We start from the raw sequence: 21,875 nt of genomic DNA, 5'->3' as shown, positions 1-21,875 counted from the left end.
AACAATACCTCGTTACCCAAAGCATATAGCTTCGGCAAAAACAAAGCCGCGCCCAACCTAAGTTGAGCGCAGACATATAAATCAATGTAGACCAGACAGTGTAAACAAGATCAGCCAGCAAATCATCTATCAATTTTTAGACACGGTATGACATGAGATCAACGATACGTAAATCAGGGCTGAGGTTCATTTACTCTTGTTGCGACAATAGATGATAAGGTTCAAACATCAGGTGAATTGAGACACTTATTCAGAAATTCTTTTGTACCCTTAATAGCGAGCCTGTTATTTGAGTATCGCTATGAGACCCCTGATTCTTTCGCTTCTTCTCTGCGTAAGCTTTTCCAGTTACGCCGTCAGTCTGCCTACCATCAACGCACTACTGCCTGAGGGGCACCAACTGGCGCTGTCGGTTGTTGATCCATCAACCAATCAGACTCGCCACACTTTTTCAGCTAATAAGCTCTTACCACCTGCAAGCACCCAAAAGCTCGTTACTGCACTTGCTGTGACACTCACTTTGCCTGAGCATTTTCGATTCACTACTCAGCTTACGGTCGCACAGGATAATCTTGTCATCCATTTCTCAGGAGATCCAACACTTACCCGAAGCGATCTCAAAGGGTTACTCCAGCAAGCTCGCCAGAAGGGAATTCGGGTGATAAAAGGTGATTTATGGATAGATAACACCGCATTTTCCGGCTACGAAAGAGCCATTGGCTGGCCATGGGACATTCTGGGTGTCTGCTACAGCGCCCCCTCTAGTGCTGTCGTTCTGGAACATAATTGCTTTCAAGGTTCTATATATACCGACAGTCGTAAAGGGACAACACGAACTTTTGTACCAGAGCATCAGCCAGTCACAGTGACTACTGACGCAAGAACTGTTTCGCGAAATGAGCAAAAACGAACGCACTGCGAACTGGAACTTTATACCTATGAGCATAACCGCTATCACCTCAGCGGTTGTCTTCCTCCGAGAAAAGACCCGTTACCACTGAAATTCGCGCTACAAGACCCGACGCATTACGTTAAAAGTGTTCTGAATGCGTTATTGAGGGAAACAGGTATTAAATTGCTCGGGACTATTAGAGTCGGTAAGCCTGTTTATCGAAGTCAGTTGATTGCGAGTCACCACTCTGTCACCCGAAATACTCTGCTCAATAAAATGCTCAAGCGCTCCGATAACCTGATTGCTGATAACTTATTAAAAACCCTCGGTAGGAAAACCTATCAAGTCGCGGGCACTTTCCAAAACGGCGTGGCGGCAGTTAAAGAGACATTGTTGGAAAAGACGGGCATTGACTTAAAAACCGCTGTGCTGGTTGATGGCTCTGGACTATCGAGAAATAACCGGATGACGGCAGAGCAGCTTATTGCTGTTCTAAGTTACATATATCGCCACCCAGAGCTGGGGATATTGGATATGCTGCCTGTCGCAGGTATTGACGGCACGCTTCGGTATCGACAAAGCGTCAGAAAATATCCGATAAAAGGAAAACTCCGCGCCAAAACAGGCACATTGTTTGGTAGCTATAACCTTGCAGGTTTGATTGAGACTGAAAGTGGCAAGCCGTTGTTGGTTGCTCAGCTTGTTGCGAACTACCACTTACCTGAAAGCGAAAAACCGACACCCCGTGGCGCGAGTCCAATATCTCAATTTGAATACGCTTTATATCATGCACTGTTTAAATCAGAACTAACGCGATAACTCATTTAGGCGGGTTTAAAGACAAAAAAACCCGCCTAAATGAGGCGGGCAAGGAGGTTGTTTCTACTGCCGAATTCAATCCGGCTTATTTTTCATATACGTTTGGCATTAGCCTTTGTACTTTTCCGCAACACGCGCGTGAAGTTCCTGAACTGAACTCACTTTGCTTGGATCCCAAGCGGTATGAGCCATACAGGTTGCAAACGCTGCATTAAGTGTTGTGGTGTAGTTAACTTTCTCAGCCAGTGCGCCACGACGTAGAACTTTAGAGTCCTGAATTGCCTGACGACCCTCTGTGGTGTTAACAATGTAGCTGTATTCACCATTCTTGATACGGTCAAGAATATGCGGACGACCTTCGTGAACCTTGTTCACCAGACGTGGGTTAATACCCGCTTCGCCAAGAATCACCGCAGTACCGTGCGTTGCGTCAAGCTCATAGCCAAGCTTCACCAGTTTCGCTGCAAGGTCAACAACACGTTGCTTGTCATTGTTACGAACAGACAGCAGGGCACGACCGCCTTGGTCTTTGTACTGCTTTCCGCAACCCATGTCAGCTTTCGCAAATGCTTCCGCAAATGTATCGCCAACACCCATGACTTCACCTGTAGAGCGCATTTCAGGGCCAAGGAGTGGGTCAACACCCGGGAACTTGTTGAATGGCAACACCACTTCTTTCACTGAGTAGTACGGTGGAATAATTTCCGTTGTAAACCCCTGTGATTCTAGTGACTGACCCGCCATCACGCGCGCAGCAATTTTCGCCAGAGGTGCGCCTGTTGCTTTAGAGACAAAAGGCACAGTACGTGCAGCACGTGGGTTAACCTCAATCAGGTAAACCTCGCCGTCTTTGACTGCAAACTGCGTGTTCATCAGACCGCGAACGCCCAATTCAAACGCCAGCTTCTCAACTTGTTGTCGCATCACATCCTGAATTTCCTGACTCAAGGTGTATGCTGGCAGTGAACATGCTGAGTCACCTGAGTGGACACCCGCCTGCTCGATGTGCTCCATGATACCGCCGATAACAACACGCTCACCGTCACAGATAGCATCGATATCAACTTCAATCGCATCATCAAGGAAACGATCCAGAAGCACAGGAGATTCGTTAGACACACTTACCGCTTCATTGAAGTAACGGCGCAGGTCACTCTCGTCATACACAATTTCCATTGCACGGCCACCCAAAACGTAAGATGGGCGAACAACTAACGGATAACCGATTTCACGAGATTTCTCTACCGCCTGCTCAAGGGCAGTAACTGTCGCGTTCTCTGGTTGCTTCAGGCCAAGACGTTCAACAGCAGCTTGGAAACGCTCGCGGTCTTCAGCGCGGTCGATAGCATCTGGGCTAGTACCGATAATTGGTACACCAGCAGATTCAAGAGCACGAGCCAGTTTCAGCGGCGTTTGGCCACCATACTGAACAATCACGCCTTTCGGCTTTTCAACACGAACGATAGACAATACATCTTCCAGAGTAACCGGTTCGAAATACAGACGATCAGAAGTGTCGTAGTCAGTGGATACTGTTTCAGGGTTACAGTTAACCATAATAGTTTCGTAACCGTCTTCACGCAGCGCCAGCGCGGCATGTACACAGCAATAATCGAACTCGATGCCCTGACCGATACGGTTCGGACCGCCACCCAAAACCATGATCTTGTCGCGGTCAGATGGGTTAGATTCACACTCTTCATCGTATGAGCTGTACATGTACGCCGTATCAGACGAGAACTCAGCGGCACAGGTATCAACACGCTTGTAAACCGGATGAATCTCAAACTGGTCACGTAGTTTGCGTACTTCGCTTTCGCTGACGCCCAACAGCGTGCTCAAACGAGTATCAGAGAAACCTTTGCGCTTCAGCTTGCGCAGGAAGTCTTTGTTCAGACCAGCAAAGCCCTTCTCTTTCACTTCTTCTTCAAGTTTAACAAGCTCTTCAATCTGAACCAGGAACCAACGGTCAACGTTAGTCAGGTTGAATACACCGTCTACAGACATGCCCGCACGGAATGCGTCAGCAATGTACCAGATACGCTCAGCACCTGCGTCTTTCAGCTCGTGACGAATCTTCGTCAATGCATCTTCGTCATCAAGATTAACCATCTCGTCGAAGCCTGAAGCACCCACTTCAAGGCCACGCAGTGCTTTTTGCAGCGATTCTTGCTGGTTACGACCAATCGCCATAACTTCACCAACAGACTTCATCTGTGTGGTCAGACGGTCATTGGCGCCAGCAAATTTTTCAAAGTTGAAGCGAGGAATTTTGGTAACAACATAGTCGATGGTGGGTTCGAATGACGCTGGGGTTGCACCACCAGTGATGTCGTTCATCAGCTCATCGAGGGTGAAGCCAATAGCCAGTTTGGCTGCAACTTTCGCAATTGGGAAGCCCGTAGCTTTCGATGCCAACGCTGAAGAGCGAGATACACGCGGGTTCATCTCGATGATAACCATACGGCCATCTTTCGGGTTGATACCAAACTGAACGTTTGAACCACCCGTTTCAACACCAATCTCACGCAGTACCGCCAAAGAGGCGTTACGCATCAACTGATATTCTTTATCTGTCAGAGTTTGTGCAGGCGCAACCGTGATGGAGTCACCGGTGTGGATACCCATCGCATCGAAGTTTTCGATAGCACACACGATGATGCAGTTGTCGTTTTTGTCACGAACAACTTCCATCTCGTACTCTTTCCAACCAATCAGAGATTCGTCAATCAGCAGCTCGTTGGTTGGAGACAGATCCAGACCACGGCGACAGATTTCTTCGAACTCTTCTTTGTTATATGCGATACCGCCACCCGTACCGCCCATAGTGAACGAAGGACGGATAATACATGGGAAGCCCACCATATCCAGAACCCCATAGGCTTCTTCCATGGATTTAGCGGTATCAGCGCGTGGACATTCCAGACCGATAGATTTCATTGCTTTATCAAAGCGCGAGCGGTCTTCCGCTTTATCAATCGCGTCGGCTGTCGCACCAATCATTTCAACGCCGAACTCTTCCAGTACGCCGTGACGCTCAAGGTCAAGCGCACAGTTCAGTGCAGTCTGGCCACCCATGGTCGGCAAAACTGCATCAGGGCGTTCTTTGGCGATGATGTTGCGCACAACCTCCCATTGAATTGGCTCGATGTAAGTAGCATCAGCCATTTCTGGGTCGGTCATGATGGTAGCTGGGTTAGAGTTAACGAGTATGACTCGGTAGCCCTCTTCACGCAGCGCTTTACAAGCCTGGGCACCTGAGTAATCGAACTCACAGGCCTGACCGATAACGATAGGACCTGCTCCCAGGATAAGAATACTTTTAATGTCTGTACGTTTTGGCATTCTTTGTTGCTCCGGTTTACGCGCTGTGTTGTTTAATCAGTTCAATGAAGTGGTCGAAAAGCGGGGCTGCATCATGCGGGCCCGGGCTCGCTTCAGGGTGTCCCTGGAAGCTGAACGCTGGCTTATCGGTGCGATGAATCCCTTGCAGGGAACCATCAAACAGAGACTTGTGCGTCGCTCGCAGGTTCTCTGGCAGCGTATCTTCATCCGCTGCAAAACCGTGGTTCTGGCTGGTGATCATCACGACATCGCGGTCGAGATCTTTCACAGGGTGGTTAGCACCGTGGTGACCGAATTTCATCTTCACGGTTTTTGCGCCACTTGCCAGAGCAAGGATTTGGTGACCAAGGCAGATCCCGAAAATAGGCAGGCCTTTGTCTAGGAATGTTTTGGTTGCTTCAATCGCGTAATCACATGGCTCAGGGTCACCCGGACCATTTGACAAGAAAACACCATCGGGATTCAGAGCCAACACCTCTTCTGCTGATGTCTGAGCGGGGACAACTGTCAGACGACAACCGCGGTCAACCAGCATGCGAAGGATGTTTCTTTTCGCGCCGAAGTCATAAGCAACAACGTGATAAGGCAGTTCACTGTCATCTTTTGCTGCAGGCAGGCCACCTTCCAGCGTCCAAGAGCCTTGCTTCCACTGATAGGTTTCTTGCGTTGTCACTTCTTTCGCAAGGTCCATCCCCTTCAGGCCCGGGAATGCCTTCGCTTTCGCCAGTGCCAATGCGTCGTCAAGATTCTCGCCCGCCATGATGCAACCATTCTGGGCACCTTTCTCACGAAGCAAACGTGTCAGCTTACGCGTATCGATATCAGCGATGCCAACGATATTCTGTGACTTAAGGTAATCGGATAGAGACTGTTGATTACGGAAGTTAGAAGCAAGAAGTGGTAGGTCGCGAATGACCAGACCTTGAGCGTGGATTTGGGAGGATTCTTCGTCTTCGGAATTTGTTCCGGTGTTGCCAATGTGGGGATAAGTAAGAGTAACGATCTGTTGGGAATAGGAAGGGTCAGTGAGTATTTCCTGATATCCCGTCATCGAAGTGTTAAACACCACTTCACCAACGGCCGTTCCATCAGCACCAATAGATGCACCGTGGAATATAGTCCCATCTTCTAGGACCAAGAGCGCAGACTTGCCCAAGACAACCTCCATATAAATAAAAATGCAACCAATGCGAATATATACGCAAAAATCATTTCAAACAATGACCAGACAATCACTTTGGTGATTTCTGACAAATTGCGCGCATTCTAGAGACACCCGGCTGGAGTGTCAACATTTCTCACAAAAAAAGAGCACAACTTTTAGCGACCTCATGGCACATTCATAATTAAGGCACCATAAAGCAACATTAACGCCAGCATTTTCGACAAAATATGTAATTTTGTTTCCAGATTTACCCACAATCTGGCAAAAACTGGCACATTACAGATTTCAAGCGTAGGCAAACGATAAAATGGCTCTCAGCAACGCTCATTTTGAGCCACAAACTCAATTCACACACTTAAAAGCCCAAAACACACAATAACCAGTTAACAAAGCAGCCAAATGAACCAATAAGTTAACCATCTATCTTTTCAGTAAAAAAAACGGCGGGATAATTCCCACCGCATAAATACTCATTAGAAGTCATTGAGACCAAGCACATCGTGCATGGTATAGAACCCGCTTGGTTTATCCACCAGCCAAATGGCAGACCTCACGGCACCATTTGCAAATGTCATTCTGCTTGATGCTTTATGAGTGATCTCTACTCGCTCACCGATATCAGCGAACATTGCGGTGTGTTCGCCAACCACATCACCAGCACGTATTGTTGCAAAGCCGATTTCATCACGTGTTCTTTCTCCCGTAATGCCTTCGCGGGCATATACAGCAACATCACTTAGCTTGTTGCCCATCGCTCCAGCGATCGCTTCGCCCATGCCAAGTGCCGTTCCAGAAGGTGCATCTACTTTGTGTCTATGGTGGGCTTCAACAATCTCGATGTCGCAATAATCACCCATGACTTTCGCCGCTTTCTCTAGCAGCTTGAACACAAGATTCACACCGACGCTGTAGTTTGGTGCCATGATCATTGACACGTCTTTGGACGCTTCATCGACCAGCGCCTTTTCCTCTTCGGTAAAGCCCGTCGTACCGATTACAATCTTCTTACCGTGCTTACGGCATAGCTCGATATTCGCCAGCGTTGAAGCAGGCGCTGTGAAATCAATGATCACATCAAAGTTGTCGACGACCTTTTCAAGATCATCAACCAACTCAACCTCAAGCTTCCCAATTGCCGCTAACTCACCTGCATCAGCACCGACCAGACTTGACTCGGGACGCTCGCTCGCTGCCTTTAGTGTGGCACCCTCAATACTTTCCGTAGCTTGGATTAACTGTCGACCCATGCGACCGGCTGCGCCAGCAACTGCAATGCGAACCATGTGTTTCCCCTTATTTCCTTTCCCCTGAGGGTATTAACGTGTGTACTAAACGACTGATCACTCTACCCCGAAGTGCCAATAATGTATATGTGCATCATTGATCTCTTCATTGAAACCTGAAGCACATAAAAACCAGTGTGTAAAAAAGGAAGCCAATTGGCTTCCTTCGATTAATCAATCTGCTTCACCTGAAGCTCTTTCGGCACTTCGAAGAACATATTCTCCTCTCGGCCCTCAAGATCTTCGACTGTTGTACCACCGTATTCCTTGATCCTATCAATGATAAGATTCACCAGTTCTTCAGGTGCAGAAGCTCCAGCAGTCACACCAACACGCGTCTTGCCGGTAAACCAGTCTTTCTGAACGTCATCAGCGCTGTCAGTTAAATGCCCGGGTGTGCCGAGTTTTTCACTTAGTTCCCTTAATCGATTGGAGTTTGAGCTGTTTTTTGAGCCAACGACAACGACAACATCGCATTGAGAAGCCAAATCACGAACCGCATCTTGTCGGTTCTGAGTGGCGTAGCAAATGTCGTCTTTACGTGGTCCCTGAATCTCAGGGAAAACTTCACGCAGCTTATTAATAACGTCAGCCGTCTCATCAACAGACAGTGTTGTCTGGCTGACATAATGAAGGTTTGATGGGTCTTTAACGGTTAATGAATACACGTCCTCTGGCTTCTCAACCAGATACATGCCACCTTCATCACTCGCGTATTGGCCCATCGTGCCTTCAACCTCAGGGTGACCCGCGTGACCAATCAAGACAACTTCCATATGACGGCGGCTAGCACGCGCAACTTCCATATGTACTTTTGTGACTAATGGGCAGGTTGCATCAAACACCGTAAGACTACGAGATTTCGCTTCATTTCTTACAGCCTGAGACACACCATGGGCAGAAAATATCACGATATTGTCATCAGGGACTTCGTGCAGTTCTTCGACGAAAATTGCCCCGCGTGCTTTCAGGCCATCCACCACGAACCGATTGTGAACCACTTCGTGGCGCACGTATATCGGGGGTTGATACATTTCAAGTGCACGATCAACGATACTGATTGCTCGATCGACACCAGCACAGAAACCACGTGGGTTTGATAACAGAATTTTCATCGTGTTGCCTTATTACTCGACGCTTATGATTTCAACATCAAATATCACACGCTGACCAGCCAGCGGATGATTAAAATCTACAGTTACTGATTCACCCGTAATTCCCGTGATAACTCCGGGAATATCCTGACCACCAGGACCAGCGAAGGCCACTATAGTACCCTCTTCTGCAGGTATGTCGCCACCAAATTGACTACGATCAACGTGATGAATGTTATCAGGATTTGGCATACCAAAGGCATCTTCGGGCTCAAGAGTGAAGCTGGAGCTCTCCCCAACCGTCAAGCCCACCAGACACTTTTCAAAGTTCTCTGTCAGGCTGCCGTCTCCCATCACAAGCTTGGCGGGTTTGCCTGACGTTCTTGTGCTGTCAGCGACGGAGCCATCTTCCAGTTTGATGGAAAAATGCATGATGACCTGACTGTCTGCACCAATTGTACTCATTATTATCGCTTCCTTGGCAAAAGTTCACGTTTACACATCTCGTCTCGGTAGGTGTAAACAATCTTTTTTTGTATCTCCCTATTTCAACAGACAGCCATTACGAAGAAAGTCTGTGACATAGGGATATTATGAATACGACGCCAACCGCAAAAGCGGCCAGCGCCATTATGACAATTCACCGATGTGCTATTCAGTGCCTTTTTCTTGTCTGGAATCGGAACGGAAACTATCCAGCAGCATCAATGCAGCACCAACACAAATAGCACTGTCTGCCAAGTTAAATGCCGGGAAATGGCTTGTTCCCCAGAAGAAGTCGAGAAAGTCGACCACATAACCGTGAACAAGTCGGTCAAACAGATTACCCAGTGCACCACCAATGATCAGTGCGTAAGACACATTCACCATTCTCTGCGTCGCGGGGGTTTGACGCATCCAGTACACCAGCATTCCTGAGACACCCAATGCGATAACACTGAACATCCATCGTTGCCAGCCACCTGCATCACTCAGAAAACTGAACGCGGCACCATAGTTGTGCACATAAGTCAGGTTGAAGAAAGGCAACAGCTCAATACTGTAAGCAGGGCCGTACTGCATGGTATTCATTACCAACAGCTTGGTTCCAATATCCAGCACGAAGACCAGAAGCGCCAGCCAAAGCCAGCGCAATCCAGACGTTTGCTCCGTCGAGTTCGTCATTAGGCAAATCGGCGCGTTTCGCCGTCTCCATCAATGTTACTGACACAGCGGCCACAAATCCCTTCATGCCCTTCGATTTCACCCACATCGGACACGTAGTGCCAACAGCGATCACACTTCTTAGCCTCTGACTTGGTCACAGAAACGAATAAACCTTCCATATCTGTTGCTGTCGCGGTTTCCGGAGCCTCATCAGCAGAGACAACGTCTGCTTTTGACGTCAGCAGCACGAAACGCAACTCATCACCAATCCCCTGAAGCTTTTCTGCCAGCTCTGGTTTCGCAAACAAAGTGACTTCAGCTTCCAGCGAACCACCGATCAGCTTCTCGTTACGCGCCTGCTCAAGCAATTTATTTACCGCACCACGCACGCTCAAAAGTTCAGCCCAGAACGCATTGTTCAGGTTTTCATCTTCAGCCAGACCAAACAGGCCGTCGTACCAGACTTCAGTGAAGACAAATTTGTTGCGAGCTGTTTTATCCGCTTGCTTCTGAGGCATCTCATTCCAGATCTCATCAGCAGTGAATGACATGATAGGCGCCATCCAACGAACCAAGGCTTCAACGATATGGAACAACGCCGTCTGACAGCTGCGATGTGCATGGCTTCCCGCTTTCGCTGTGTATTGACGGTCTTTGATGATATCGAGGTAGAAAGAGCCCATTTCGATAGAACAGAATTGCATCAAACGCTGAGTCACAGCGTGGAAGTTACATTCTTCGAAAGCTTTCAGGATTTCTTCCTGTGCTTCTTTTGCTTTACCTACTGCCCAGCGATCAGCCACAACCATGTCAGAAGGCGCAACCATGTCTGTTTCAGGGTTAAAGCCGTTCAGGTTAGCCAGCAGGAAACGTGCTGTGTTACGAATACGGCGATATGCATCAGCACTTCGTTTCAGGATCTCGTCTGAGACGGTCATTTCACCGGTGTAGTCAGTCGATGCCACCCACAGACGCAGGATGTCGCCACCCAGCTTATTCATCACTTCCTGAGGTGAAACCACGTTACCGATAGACTTAGACATCTTGCGGCCCTGACCATCAACGGTGAAACCGTGAGTCAGTACCTGCGTGTAAGGTGCACGGTTTTTGATAGCAACAGACGTCAGCAGTGATGACTGGAACCAACCGCGATGTTGGTCGGAGCCTTCGAGGTACATATCAGCTTCGTGGCCAGCAAACTCTTCGCGCTGGTTAACCACTGCAGAGTGTGTCGCACCTGAGTCAAACCAAACATCCAAAGTATCGAGCACTTTTTCATAGTTAGCCGCATCAGCACCCAACAGCTCTTCACTGTCGAGATCCCACCATGCCTGAATACCGCTTTCTTCGACTTTTTGAGCCACTTGCTCAATCAGTTCAATGGTATTTGGATGAAGTTCAGCTGTTTCTTTGTGTACAAACAGCGCGATTGGCACACCCCACGTACGCTGGCGGGAAATACACCAGTCAGGGCGACCGTCAACCATTGATTCGATGCGGTTTTGACCCCACTCAGGGATCCATTGTACAGATTTGATCTCTTCCATCGCTTTAGAGCGAAGGCCAGCCTTGTCCATCGAAATGAACCATTGTGGTGTCGCACGGAAGATGATCGGTGTTTTGTGACGCCAGCAGTGTGGGTAACTGTGCTCGTATTTGTGGTGATGCAGCAATGCACCTTTTTCTTCCAGCACAGCAACCACGTTATCGTTAGCTTTAAATACATGCTGCCCGGCGAAAAGCTCGGTGTCCGGCAAGTAAACACCGTTACTACCGACAGGGTTAGCCACTTCAAGGTTGTATTGTTGACCAACCACAAAGTCTTCCTGACCATGACCCGGAGCAGTATGTACAACACCCGTACCCGATTCTGTAGTCACATGATCGCCAAGGATCACAGGTACATCGTAGGCATAAAACGGGTGGTTAAACCGCAGCAGCTCAAGCGCCTTACCTGAACATACACCCAGCGTGCGGTAGTTTTCGATGCCAGCACGTTCCATCACGTCTTTTGCAAGTTCAGCTGCCACAATCAGGCGAGCAGGCTTGTCGCCTTCAAGCTGAACAAGCACGTATTCAAGTGCTTCTGCAACAGCAACAGCGCGGTTTGCAGGCAGGGTCCACGGAGTGGTGGTCCAGATAACGATAGATACGTCCCCCTCACCCTGTTCTGACAAATCAAATTTGCTCAGAACAGCCTGCTCATCAGCAGCAAGAAACTTCACATCAATCGATGGGGACACTTTGTCGTAGTACTCAACCTCGGCTTCTGCCAGCGCAGAACCACAGTCGGTACACCAGTGAACAGGTTTGAAGCCTTTGTGAAGGTGGCCATTATCGGCAATTTTACCCAAAGCACGAATAATGTTGGCTTCGGTGTTAAAGTCCATGGTCAGATAAGGCTTGTCCCAAGCACCCAATACACCAAGGCGCTTGAAATCTGCCATCTGGCCTTCGACTTGTTTAGCAGCATACTCACGGCATTTTTGGCGAAATTCAGCAGCAGTCACCTTCTGGCCCGGTTTGCCCACTTTTTTCTCTACTTTGAGTTCAATAGGTAGGCCGTGACAATCCCAACCAGGCACATAAGGTGCATCAAAGTCTGACAGGGTTTTTGACTTGATAATAATGTCTTTAAGGATTTTATTGACTGAGTGACCAATATGAATATCACCGTTTGCATACGGAGGGCCGTCATGCAGGATGAAAGATTTTTTGCCTTTTTTCGCCTTACGGATCTCTCCGTACAGATCTTCATCGTACCAGCGTTTAAGCATTTCAGGCTCACGCTTGGCAAGATTACCTCGCATCGGAAAACCGGTTTCCGGCAGGTTTAAGGTATCTTTAAAGTCACTCATTAATTGTTTATTCCGTATGGACGTTTTTGACATTACTCTTCTCAGCGAGCCAGTCACGAGCCGTCTGAGTATCAAGTTGAATTTGTGCTTTAAGCTCATCAAGTGAGCCAAATTTCTTCTCGTCGCGCAGTTTATTCAGTAACTGCACTTCAATATGCCGACCGTACAAGTTTGTATCGACATCAAAAAGGTGTACTTCTAGCTGCTGCCTGACTCCGTCTACAGTTGGACGAGTACCCACATTGGCAACACCGTTAACCAGTTCGTTTGATTCTATTCCAGCTACTTTGACAACGTAAACACCTGAAACGGGTGAAACAAGTCGTTTTAGAGGTATGTTGGCTGTTGGGAACCCCAGCGTTCTTCCCAATTTTTGTCCGTGTGCAACCCGACCCGTCACACTGTAGGGGCGTCCCAGCATTTTTGCAGCCGATGCTTGGTCGCCATTTGCCAATACCTGACGAATGGCTGTGCTGCTTACACGCTGTTCAGAGACACAGAAACTTTGGGTGCTGACAACCTCGAACCCGACTTTCTCGGCTTGTTGCTCAAGGTAAGAGAAATCGCCCTTGCGCTTAGCACCGAAACGAAAGTCGTCACCAACCACCAGAAACTTAACACCCAAGCGTTGTACCAACAAGCGATGAACAAAATCCTCGGGCGACATTGACGCGAATTTCAGATTAAAGTTAACCACCAGAAGCCTATCGACACCAAGAGCTTTCAGCTGCTGATATTTATCTCTCAGGCGTGTCAGCCTTGCGGGTGCAGCATCGCCTGCAAAGAGCTCTTGTGGTTGCGGCTCAAACAGCAGTACTGTCGCTGGCAGCCCAAGATGCTTTGCTTTCTCAATGACGTTTGACAACACTGCCCTGTGGCCAAGATGGACACCATCAAAATTTCCGATCGTCAACACACAGTTTTTGTGTTCATCGCGGATGTTATGAATACCCCGGATCAATTCCATATCGTTTTAGTGGCTTCCCCTTAGAAAACTGGCGGATTATATACTAGTCGGAACAATCACTCTATATCTGCACGCTCAGCTACCCGCTTTGAGGTGGCGAGGTCTTAATCCTGTAAGCAGGAGTACTGCAAAATAAGACAAGGCTCCAGCACCAATCAACAAGGTTAGATCCAACCCACGCTGCCAAAGCGGTGACGCCAACCATTCAGAAAAACTTGGGTTCAACGAATAAACCGTCGCAGACATAAAAGCCACCGCTATTATCAACCGAGCAACAAACACAATGGTTGCACGTTTAATTCGGTATACACCATCAAGATGAAGACCACGATACAGTAATGCTGCATTCACCAGCGCAGACAAAGAGGTCGCAATAGCCAGTCCAACATATCCATACAAATACGCAAAGATAAAGTTGAAGCCCATGTTGCTGACCATAGCAATAATGCCAATTTTCACTGGTGTTTTCGTGTCCTGACGCGCGTAGTAACCTGGAGCCAACACCTTTATTAACATAAAGCTTAACAGACCACTGGCATATGCATGAGTGAAAGCGATGCAGCATCCACATCAGACGGTAAAAACTGACCGCGCATGAATAGGACCATTAGCATTGGCTTAGCCAGTAAAATCATACCCGCCAACGCAGGAATACCCAGCAAGAGTACCATCCGGATTCCCCAATCTAGGTTGAAGAGAACTCTTCCGCCGTCTTCTCAACGTGCTTTTTGGATAATGCAGGTAAGATGACCGTCGCAATAGCAATACCAAACATACCTAACGGAAATTCAAGCAACCGATCGGCGTAATAAAGCCAGCTAACAGCGCTATCACCAAGAAAGCTGGCAATAAACGTATCGAACAACAAATTGATTTGGCTAACCGAGACCCCGAACAAAGCTGGGATCATTAAGGTTCTGACTTTGATAACACCAGGGTGAGACCAGCCCCATTTAGGCCTAATCAACATGCCCTCTCCATACAAAAACGGCAGCTGAAAAAGAAACTGAATTAAGCCGCCTAAAAATACGCCGATGGCAAGACCGGTTTCGGGGTGTTCGAGGTTGGTGAAAGAAATATGGCGGCAAGGATCATTGCGATGTTTAAAAACACAGGGGTAAACGAAGATACTGCAAACTTGCCAATGGTATTTAATATTGACCCCGATAAGGCAACGAAAGTAATGAACCAGAGGTAGGGAAAAGTGATTTTTAGCAAAAAGCTGGCAATTTCGTATTTTCCCCCATTAGGCCCCTGGTTTATCCAGTCAGAAAACCACCCTGCTGCAAATAGCGCCATGATCACAGGAGACGCAACGATGCCTATCAGGGTAACCACTGTCACCAGCAGGCCCAGCGTGCCTGATGCGTACGCGATAAATTCCCGGGTTTTATTTTTATCACCACTCGCCTCGTATTCTGCAATGACAGGAACAAACGCTTGCGAAAACGCGCCTTCAGCAAAAAGACGGCGCAAAAAGTTAGGTATTTTGTTCGCCATCAAGAAGGCATCGGCAGCGCCACCAGCCCCCATCAGGTTGGCAATGACGATATCTCTCGCCAGCCCCATCACTCGGGAAACCATGGTCATGGTGCTTACTATTAAACCTGAGCGAAAAAGTCGCTTTGACACGCTGTTCCCCTTAAAAGAGTCGTTATTGTTATGGTTTTGACCGACAGCGCATTTTACCGCGCGTAACCCCGCCGCACTCGTCACTTCAGCTGTTAATTATCGAACAAAAGGCTTACTTCATGAAAAGAATGCTGTTAGAATCCGTCGCCATATTAACCGCGATGACCGCCTTACGCCAACATCGACACATGTTCGACTTGGTGCGGCGGATATTTGCACAAATGAATTGACAACACGGGTAAAAAGAGGCATATTCCTCGGCCTTAAATTGTCACCGAATACAAGATTTGGGAGTTAGACCCTTGGCGAATATCAAGTCTGCTAAGAAGCGTGCAATCCAATCTGAGAAGCGTCGCCAGCACAATGCAAGCCGTCGCTCAATGATGCGCACTTACATGAAAAAAACTATCGCAGCAATCTCTGCAGGCGATAAAGAAGCCGCTACTCAAGCATTTGGCGAAGTAACACCAGTTCTGGATCGCATGGCTACTAAGGGCCTGATCCACAAGAACAAGGCTGCTCGTCATAAAGCTAGCTTCGCTGCTCAAATCAAAGCTCTGTAAGAGTTATTGATTCGATAAAAAACCGGCTTATGCCGGTTTTTTTGTTGGTAATGAAAGGTGCTTTTTAAAACACTATTTACAATAGAGTTGGTAAAGCATGGTTATCATTTCTCTGACCTCCAGACTTTTCAACGAATAGTAAACAGTCTGTGCCTCTTTACGCGTAGCAACAAGCTCGTCTCGTCTTAGCCAAGCTAGGTGCTGAGAGAGAGCGGATTGACTTAAACCCAGTTTCTCACTGAGTATGCCCACTGAGATCTCTCCTTCAAGTAAGTAACACAAAATAATCAAACGTCTTTCATTTGCCATAGCCTTCAGCAAGGTAACTGCCTGCGGACTATTTTCCTGCATCTTCTTTAATTCCATTTTCTTACCACTCAAGCGATGTAATATTCCACTGACAAACCACCAGCGGCTGAAACCAAGGAAAACATGACAACTATTGTTATTGACTCTCAGCTTTGGTCCTGAAAAAGAGAAGAGAGGTTCGCTTCACAAATTCGGGCAACAGCCGGATGTTTAATCATGCGTTCGGCGAATATAACGAAATATTCCTCTTTCAGCTCTTCCACTCTTGCGACTTCTGCAACATTGGGCAGTTTCATCTTTTCAACATATGAGCTAGGAGCCAGAAAGATAGCCTCGCTATTTACACCAAACGCTTTCATCAGGGCCGCATCATCGAACTCACCCAAGATATCAGGCGTAATTCCTTGCGTGTCAAACCATTGTTTCACCTTACGCCCCATCGCAGAACGGCTACCAGGGATCAGTAGTTTGTTTTGCTCAAGGCATTCAGGGTATGACGATAGTTTCACACCTTGTGAACAAAAAAAGCTCATGGTGCTTTCACCGAGCTTTACACTGAAAAGGCCCTCATTTTGCGAGGAATCAACGGGACAATCAGATAGGATCATATCCAGCTTGTGTTGCCGGAGCTTCTCTAATAAAAGCTCGTGGGTTGATTCAAAGCATCGAAGGTGGACACCATCCTCGGCAGAGGAGCCATGCAGTAAAACCGCACTAACTAGCTCTTTTGATAAGGCATCAGCAACACCGACCTCAAATAGCAGGTTCTCTCTTTGGCTGTAGTTAACGATATCCAATAGTTCGTAACTCAAGCCAAACATTCGGTCTGCATACTTGAACACGAGTTGCCCCAATTCAGTGGGTTCAACATAGCGACCGTTTCGCTTCGTCAGTTTTCCTTCAAGTCTTTCTTCTAGCGTTCTGATCTGGCCGGTAACGGTCTGAGGGGTTAAAAACAGCGCGTCAGCGGCTTTAGTGATCGAACCTTGTTTGCATACCATCCAAAAATAATAAAGATGGTTGTAATTGAGATGCGACATACTGAGCCTTTATTCCGATGAGGGGACAGCTTACGCTGTCCCTCCGGTGGCCGCAATACGAGGTATCGAGGGTAATATTAGGAAAGTATGTTGAACGACTAGTAGTCTATTCCCGCATCTTTTTCATCATTTTGCGCCAGACTCTGGTCATCATTTGGCAATACTTGACGCAGTATGAAATAGCCAACCAGTGCAGATACGGTAGAGCCAATCAAAATACCAATTCGAGATTCGGTAATATATGAGCTCTCAACACCTACAAAAGCCAGAGATGAGATGAAGATAGACATGGTGAAGCCAATACCACAGAGGATGGAAACAGCGAATATCTGTTTAAAGTCAACGCGTTCTGGCAATTGAGCAATACCCAGTTTCACCGCCAACCAACTGAAAGTGAATATGCCAAGGGGTTTGCCAATGAACAACCCGAGCATGATGCCTAAAGGCAATACGCCTGTCAGGCGGTCCGGCGAAAAGCCTTCCAGCGAGATACCTGCATTCGCAAAGGCAAAAATAGGCAATATAAGAAACGCACCAAAGGGATGAAGCGCATGCTCCATTGTCTTGAGTGGCGATTTGTCTCCTTTCTCATTGCCCTCGAGCGGAACAGTGAACCCGAGCACGACACCCGCAAGTGTTGCGTGAACACCTGATTGAAGCACACTGAACCAGAGCACGGCACCTACAACAACATACCAACGTATCGCTCTCACGTTTAAATAATTAAGCGCAAAGAGAACAGCGGTAGCGACAAACGCTACAGACAAGGCGGTGACTGATAGGTCGCTGCTGTAGAAAAGGGCAATAATGACAATAACGCCCAAGTCGTCAATGATGGCTAATGCCAACAGGAATACTTTCAGCGCAAGGGGCACACGGTTGCCAAGAAGAGCCATAACCCCCAAAGCAAACGCAATGTCTGTTGCAGCAGGGATTGCCCAGCCGTTAACGGTAACCGGATCAGAACTATTGAAAACAAGATAAATGAGTGCGGGAGCAACCATACCGCCCACAGCGGCGATTGCGGGAAAGATAGCTTTTTCTTTGGTGTTAAGGGCCCCTTCAATCAGCTCCCTTTTTACTTCAAGACCGATAAGTAAAAAGAAAATAGCCATGAAGCCATCATTGATCCAATGTTCTACTGATAACCCTGCAATATAGGTGTGCAGAGTCACATCGTAGAGAGAATAAAGTGGTGAGTTCGCTACAAGCATTGCCAGCAGTGCTGCGACAATCAGGACAATGCCTGCCGCTGATTCCACTTTCATAAACTGACGGATAACATCAGTCATTGCTTTTCCTTCTTCAACTGAATTGCGAGTCATATCGTTAGTCTATCTATCACTTCGATGAGGGAATAATCGCTTGTTTGGAGCTTACGTATCGGAAAAACCGAAATCCGGTTCCGTAACAATCATGGAGAATCACAACGACAAAGGCCAATCGATACTTTTAACACGAGACATTGATCTCAAACCGCTAAGACATTCACCTGATAAATGAACGACGAAACAAACCCACCTTAACCCCGTTAAATCAGAGTGTTAAGTTAGACCAGACACATCAAATTTTAATAATATATTCATTAAAATTTATATTATCGTCACACTCAATCAAGACTGTAATATTAATGAAATATTAACTCCATACTATGCCTTCAGATTTTTAAATTGACATATTTCTGACAAATTACTGTCATGGAGCTTTAGGTATGACATCTCAGATTTCAACGGTTAGTGAGTCTTCATCAAAGAATTGGTTTAGATGGACCAAGCTAGCCTTTATGCTTTACATGTTGCTCGTCGCTGTTGCGATGGTCGGTAGCGGCTTTAAATGGGCAACTGGTGAGCATGCAAAAGAACTGTTTGAGTTTGCATCCCATCCAGTCGCTGCACTGATGATTGGTATTGCAGCAACAGCACTGATACAGTCATCAAGCACCGTTACCTCGATCATTGTTGGTCTAGTAGCTGGCGGCCTCCCCCTTGAAACTGCAATTCCTATGGTTATGGGTGCCAACATCGGTACGACTGTAACCAACACTCTGGTGAGCTTGGGCCACGCGCGTTGTAAAGAAGAGTTCCGTCGCGCCTTTACTTGTGCCACTGTTCATGACTTCTTCAATCTTTTCGCTGTCGCAATCTTCTTACCCTTGGAGATGGCATTCGGTCTGTTAAACAAAATCTCTGCATGGTTGGTCTCGCCACTGACCAGCGCGAGTGACATGAGCATCAAAAGCTTCAACTTCATCAAACCTTTGACAAAGCCTGTTGTCAGTGCGGTGAAAGGTCCGCTTGAAGCGCTGCCAAACAACACAGGCGGGATTATCATGATTGCCTTGGGTATCTTCATCATCATTGCTGCCATCACTCTCATGGGCAAACTGATGAAGAAACTGATGGTTGGTCGCGCAAAAGAAATCCTCAAGAGCGCCATCGGTCGTGGTCCGCTTCACGGAATCTTTTCTGGCTCAGTCGTGACTGTACTGGTACAAAGCTCATCAACAACAACAAGCCTAATGGTTCCTCTTGTCGGTACTGGCGTCCTAAAAGTGCGTGATGTGTACCCATTCACCCTTGGCGCGAACATCGGTACCTGTATCACTGCACTTCTGGCAGCGACCGCCGTGACAGGAGAAAATGCCATCTTTGCTCTGCAAATTGCATTGGTTCACCTGACGTTCAACATTCTTGCGACGCTGCTGATATTCGGTATTCCAGTACTGCGCGAACTTCCGTTGAAAGCCGCTCACTGGTTAGGTCAGTTGGCTGAACGTTCACAACTGGCTGTTGTCAGCTACATGGCTGTCGTCTTTCTGTTTGTTCCAGGAGCGGTTCTGTTCCTTACTCAGTAACGACCATATAGCGAAAAAAGAAAGCGTCCTTAAGGGCGCTTTTTTTGTTTAGCAAACAGTAGATGTAATCTAGCCCGTTTCCTTTCCCATCAAGAACGCAATTACAATATTTGAACGCCCTATCCTCCCCCGGCGATGTTACAATTCACCCAACAAACAAAAGAAGATGAAGCCATGAAACAATATCTGGATTTGTGTCAACGTATTGTTGATGAGGGCGTTTGGGTAGACAACAAGCGTACTGGAAAGAAGTGCCTGACCGTTATCAATGCAGACCTGACCTATGATGTCGCCAACGGTGAATTTCCACTGGTCACAACGAGGAAGAGCTTCTGGAAATCAGCCATTGCGGAAATGATTGGCTACCTGCGTGGTTACCAGAGCGCAGAAGATTTCCGAAAGCTAGGCACAAAAACATGGGATGCCAATGCCAACGATAATGCGGTGTGGTTAGCAAGCCCCCACAGGAAGGGGACAGATGATATTGGTGAAGCTTATGGTGTTGTTGGACGGGGCTGGCGAACCGCTGATGGCAGTCGCATTGACCTGTTAAGTCAGATTATTGACGATCTCTCACAAGGCATCGATAACCGTGGTGAAATATTGACATTTTATAACCCAGGTATTTTCGAGCGTGCCTGTCTTCGTCCATGTATGTACAGTCACCACTTTTCGCTGTTGGGAGACACCTTATACCTGAACAGCACACAGAGAAGCTGTGACGTCCCGTTGGGGCTTAATTTCAACATGGTTCAGGTATACTTCCTGTTGGCGATTGTTGCCCAAATAACAGGCAAAAAGCCCGGAAAGGCTTACCACAAAATCGTAAACGCCCACATCTACGGAGACCAGTTGGAGCTAATGCGAGACGTACAACTGAAACGTGAACCTCTTTCACCACCTACATTCAAAATCAACCCAGACATTAAAACGCTCGAAGATCTGGAAACATGGGTGACCTTGGATGACTTTGAGGTTGAAGGTTACGAGAGCCATGAGCCAATCAAATACCCCTTCTCGGTGTAGATCAGTGACTCAAATCAATAATAAAGGCATGTCTGGCAAGGCGTGCTTTTGTTCATTCTTGTAAACATACACGCTAAATAAGCATCGTAAATGCTACACAAATCAGAAACAACGCAAAGACTTTCTTAATCGCATCTACCGGAAGCTGCGTCGCGAGTCTGGCACCATATCCAGTGGTTAATACTGACGTCGATACAATACCTAAAAGTGCTGGCAGGTAAACGTAACCAATGCTGTAAGGAGGCAATGGTTCATGGTGATGAAAGCCAAAGAAAATAAAGCCTGTCATACCTGATATTGCCAAGAAGACACCGCACAGCGAAGCACTGCCTATTGCCCTCCTCATTTCAACTCCAAAGTAACTGAGATATGGCACAATCAGAGAGCCACCACCGATACCCGCGAGGCTCGACGTCACACCTATTCCCGTTCCACCTATGAGATTGCCAAATTTATCAGGGAGTGCTGCAGACGATTTAAATCGCATAGAAATCAACATCTGAATTGCTAACAGTAAGACGATACCCCCAAAAACCTTCGGCAAAATCTCTGTTGGCATCATGTCAGCCAACGCACTACCCAATAATCCTCCGATAAGAATACCCGGAAGGAGTGTACGAATAACTCTGATGTCTACATTACCCATTTTGTAGTGGCTGCGAGCAGACGAGGACGCCGTAAGCACAATACTGGCAAGCGAAGTGGCCAGTGCCATGGGCATCACCTGATCAGGGACAATATCGACTAATGGGAACAAAAAAGTCAACGCGGGAACCACCAGTAAACCGCCCCCAATACCTAATAAACCAGCCAACAGGCCGACAACAGATCCCAGAGCAAGACACGTAAGAAAAATCCACAAAGTGGCATCAAGCATAACTA

Annotated in this window: 16 protein-coding genes and 1 pseudogene; 4 read left to right on the top strand and 13 right to left on the bottom strand. The window is 47.4% G+C overall.

Annotation, left to right across the window (positions count from 1 at the left end):
- The first annotated feature begins 301 nt into the window (after window positions 1-301).
- On the top strand, window positions 302-1,711 hold the full coding sequence (gene dacB, locus CS022_RS07255; protein WP_129121736.1) for a serine-type D-Ala-D-Ala carboxypeptidase: 1,410 nt from the start codon (window positions 302-304) through the stop codon (window positions 1,709-1,711).
- Between the two features lie 108 nt (window positions 1,712-1,819).
- Here the strand turns inward: dacB and carB are convergent, their stop codons facing one another.
- From carB to murJ, 9 genes and pseudogenes are all read right to left on the bottom strand, one after another.
- Entirely contained in the window at window positions 1,820-5,056 is a 3,237-nt protein-coding gene (gene carB / locus CS022_RS07250; RefSeq protein WP_129121735.1) for a carbamoyl-phosphate synthase large subunit, read from the bottom strand.
- A gap of 16 nt (window positions 5,057-5,072) precedes the next feature.
- Window positions 5,073-6,212, bottom strand: a complete 1,140-nt coding sequence (carA, locus tag CS022_RS07245; RefSeq protein WP_129121734.1) for a glutamine-hydrolyzing carbamoyl-phosphate synthase small subunit — start codon at window positions 6,210-6,212, stop codon at window positions 5,073-5,075.
- 482 nt (window positions 6,213-6,694) lie between these two features.
- On the bottom strand, window positions 6,695-7,504 hold the full coding sequence (gene dapB / locus CS022_RS07240) for a 4-hydroxy-tetrahydrodipicolinate reductase (RefSeq protein ID WP_129121733.1): 810 nt from the start codon (window positions 7,502-7,504) through the stop codon (window positions 6,695-6,697).
- Between the two features lie 170 nt (window positions 7,505-7,674).
- On the bottom strand, window positions 7,675-8,619 hold the full coding sequence (gene ispH, locus CS022_RS07235; protein ID WP_129121732.1) for a 4-hydroxy-3-methylbut-2-enyl diphosphate reductase: 945 nt from the start codon (window positions 8,617-8,619) through the stop codon (window positions 7,675-7,677).
- A gap of 12 nt (window positions 8,620-8,631) precedes the next feature.
- Complete coding sequence (gene fkpB, locus CS022_RS07230; protein ID WP_129121731.1) at window positions 8,632-9,063, bottom strand: FKBP-type peptidyl-prolyl cis-trans isomerase; 432 nt, start codon at window positions 9,061-9,063, stop codon at window positions 8,632-8,634.
- Between the two features lie 186 nt (window positions 9,064-9,249).
- On the bottom strand, window positions 9,250-9,762 hold the full coding sequence (lspA, locus tag CS022_RS07225; protein ID WP_129121730.1) for a signal peptidase II: 513 nt from the start codon (window positions 9,760-9,762) through the stop codon (window positions 9,250-9,252).
- Window positions 9,762-12,602: an isoleucine--tRNA ligase gene (gene ileS / locus CS022_RS07220; protein ID WP_129121729.1), complete on the bottom strand. Its 2,841-nt coding sequence runs from the start codon at window positions 12,600-12,602 to the stop codon at window positions 9,762-9,764. The genes lspA and ileS overlap by 1 nt, the downstream gene beginning before the upstream one ends.
- A 7-nt stretch (window positions 12,603-12,609) precedes the next feature.
- Entirely contained in the window at window positions 12,610-13,569 is a 960-nt protein-coding gene (gene ribF, locus CS022_RS07215) for a bifunctional riboflavin kinase/FAD synthetase (RefSeq protein ID WP_129121728.1), read from the bottom strand.
- A 75-nt stretch (window positions 13,570-13,644) separates the two neighbouring features.
- Window positions 13,645-15,069 (bottom strand): annotated as a pseudogene (gene murJ / locus CS022_RS07210) (murein biosynthesis integral membrane protein MurJ).
- A gap of 434 nt (window positions 15,070-15,503) precedes the next feature.
- Between murJ and rpsT the strand changes: the two are divergent.
- Window positions 15,504-15,764, top strand: a complete 261-nt coding sequence (rpsT, locus tag CS022_RS07205; RefSeq protein ID WP_129121727.1) for a 30S ribosomal protein S20 — start codon at window positions 15,504-15,506, stop codon at window positions 15,762-15,764.
- Window positions 15,765-15,836: 72 nt separating this feature from the next.
- Here the strand turns inward: rpsT and CS022_RS07200 are convergent, their stop codons facing one another.
- The 3 genes from CS022_RS07200 to nhaA all read right to left on the bottom strand — a co-directional run bounded on the left by CS022_RS07200 (window position 15,837) and on the right by nhaA (window position 18,405).
- The gene (locus CS022_RS07200; RefSeq protein ID WP_129121726.1) at window positions 15,837-16,130 is read right to left on the bottom strand and encodes an ArsR/SmtB family transcription factor; all 294 of its coding nucleotides are present in this window, start codon (window positions 16,128-16,130) and stop codon (window positions 15,837-15,839) included.
- Window positions 16,131-16,219: 89 nt separating this feature from the next.
- Complete coding sequence (nhaR, locus tag CS022_RS07195) at window positions 16,220-17,113, bottom strand: transcriptional activator NhaR (RefSeq protein WP_129121725.1); 894 nt, start codon at window positions 17,111-17,113, stop codon at window positions 16,220-16,222.
- A 98-nt stretch (window positions 17,114-17,211) separates the two neighbouring features.
- The gene (gene nhaA / locus CS022_RS07190) at window positions 17,212-18,405 is read right to left on the bottom strand and encodes a Na+/H+ antiporter NhaA (protein ID WP_129121724.1); all 1,194 of its coding nucleotides are present in this window, start codon (window positions 18,403-18,405) and stop codon (window positions 17,212-17,214) included.
- A 419-nt stretch (window positions 18,406-18,824) separates the two neighbouring features.
- On the opposite strand from nhaA, the gene CS022_RS07185 reads away from it, so the two are divergent.
- Window positions 18,825-19,967 carry a Na/Pi symporter gene (locus tag CS022_RS07185; RefSeq protein WP_129121723.1) on the top strand — a complete coding sequence of 381 codons (1,143 nt, stop codon included), beginning with the start codon at window positions 18,825-18,827 and terminating at the stop codon, window positions 19,965-19,967.
- 174 nt (window positions 19,968-20,141) lie between these two features.
- A complete protein-coding gene (locus CS022_RS07180; RefSeq protein ID WP_129121722.1) occupies window positions 20,142-20,993 on the top strand; it encodes a thymidylate synthase in 852 nt (283 codons plus the stop codon).
- Window positions 20,994-21,066: 73 nt separating this feature from the next.
- Here the strand turns inward: CS022_RS07180 and CS022_RS07175 are convergent, their stop codons facing one another.
- A complete protein-coding gene (locus CS022_RS07175; RefSeq protein ID WP_129121721.1) occupies window positions 21,067-21,870 on the bottom strand; it encodes a sulfite exporter TauE/SafE family protein in 804 nt (267 codons plus the stop codon).
- Window positions 21,871-21,875 lie beyond the last annotated feature (5 nt).

The organism is Veronia nyctiphanis (genome assembly GCF_004116385.1).
Classification (GTDB): Bacteria; Pseudomonadota; Gammaproteobacteria; order Enterobacterales; family Vibrionaceae; genus Veronia; species Veronia nyctiphanis.
The sequence above is the reverse complement of the archived record's forward strand: the minus strand, read 5'-3'. Positions and strand labels throughout refer to the sequence as shown.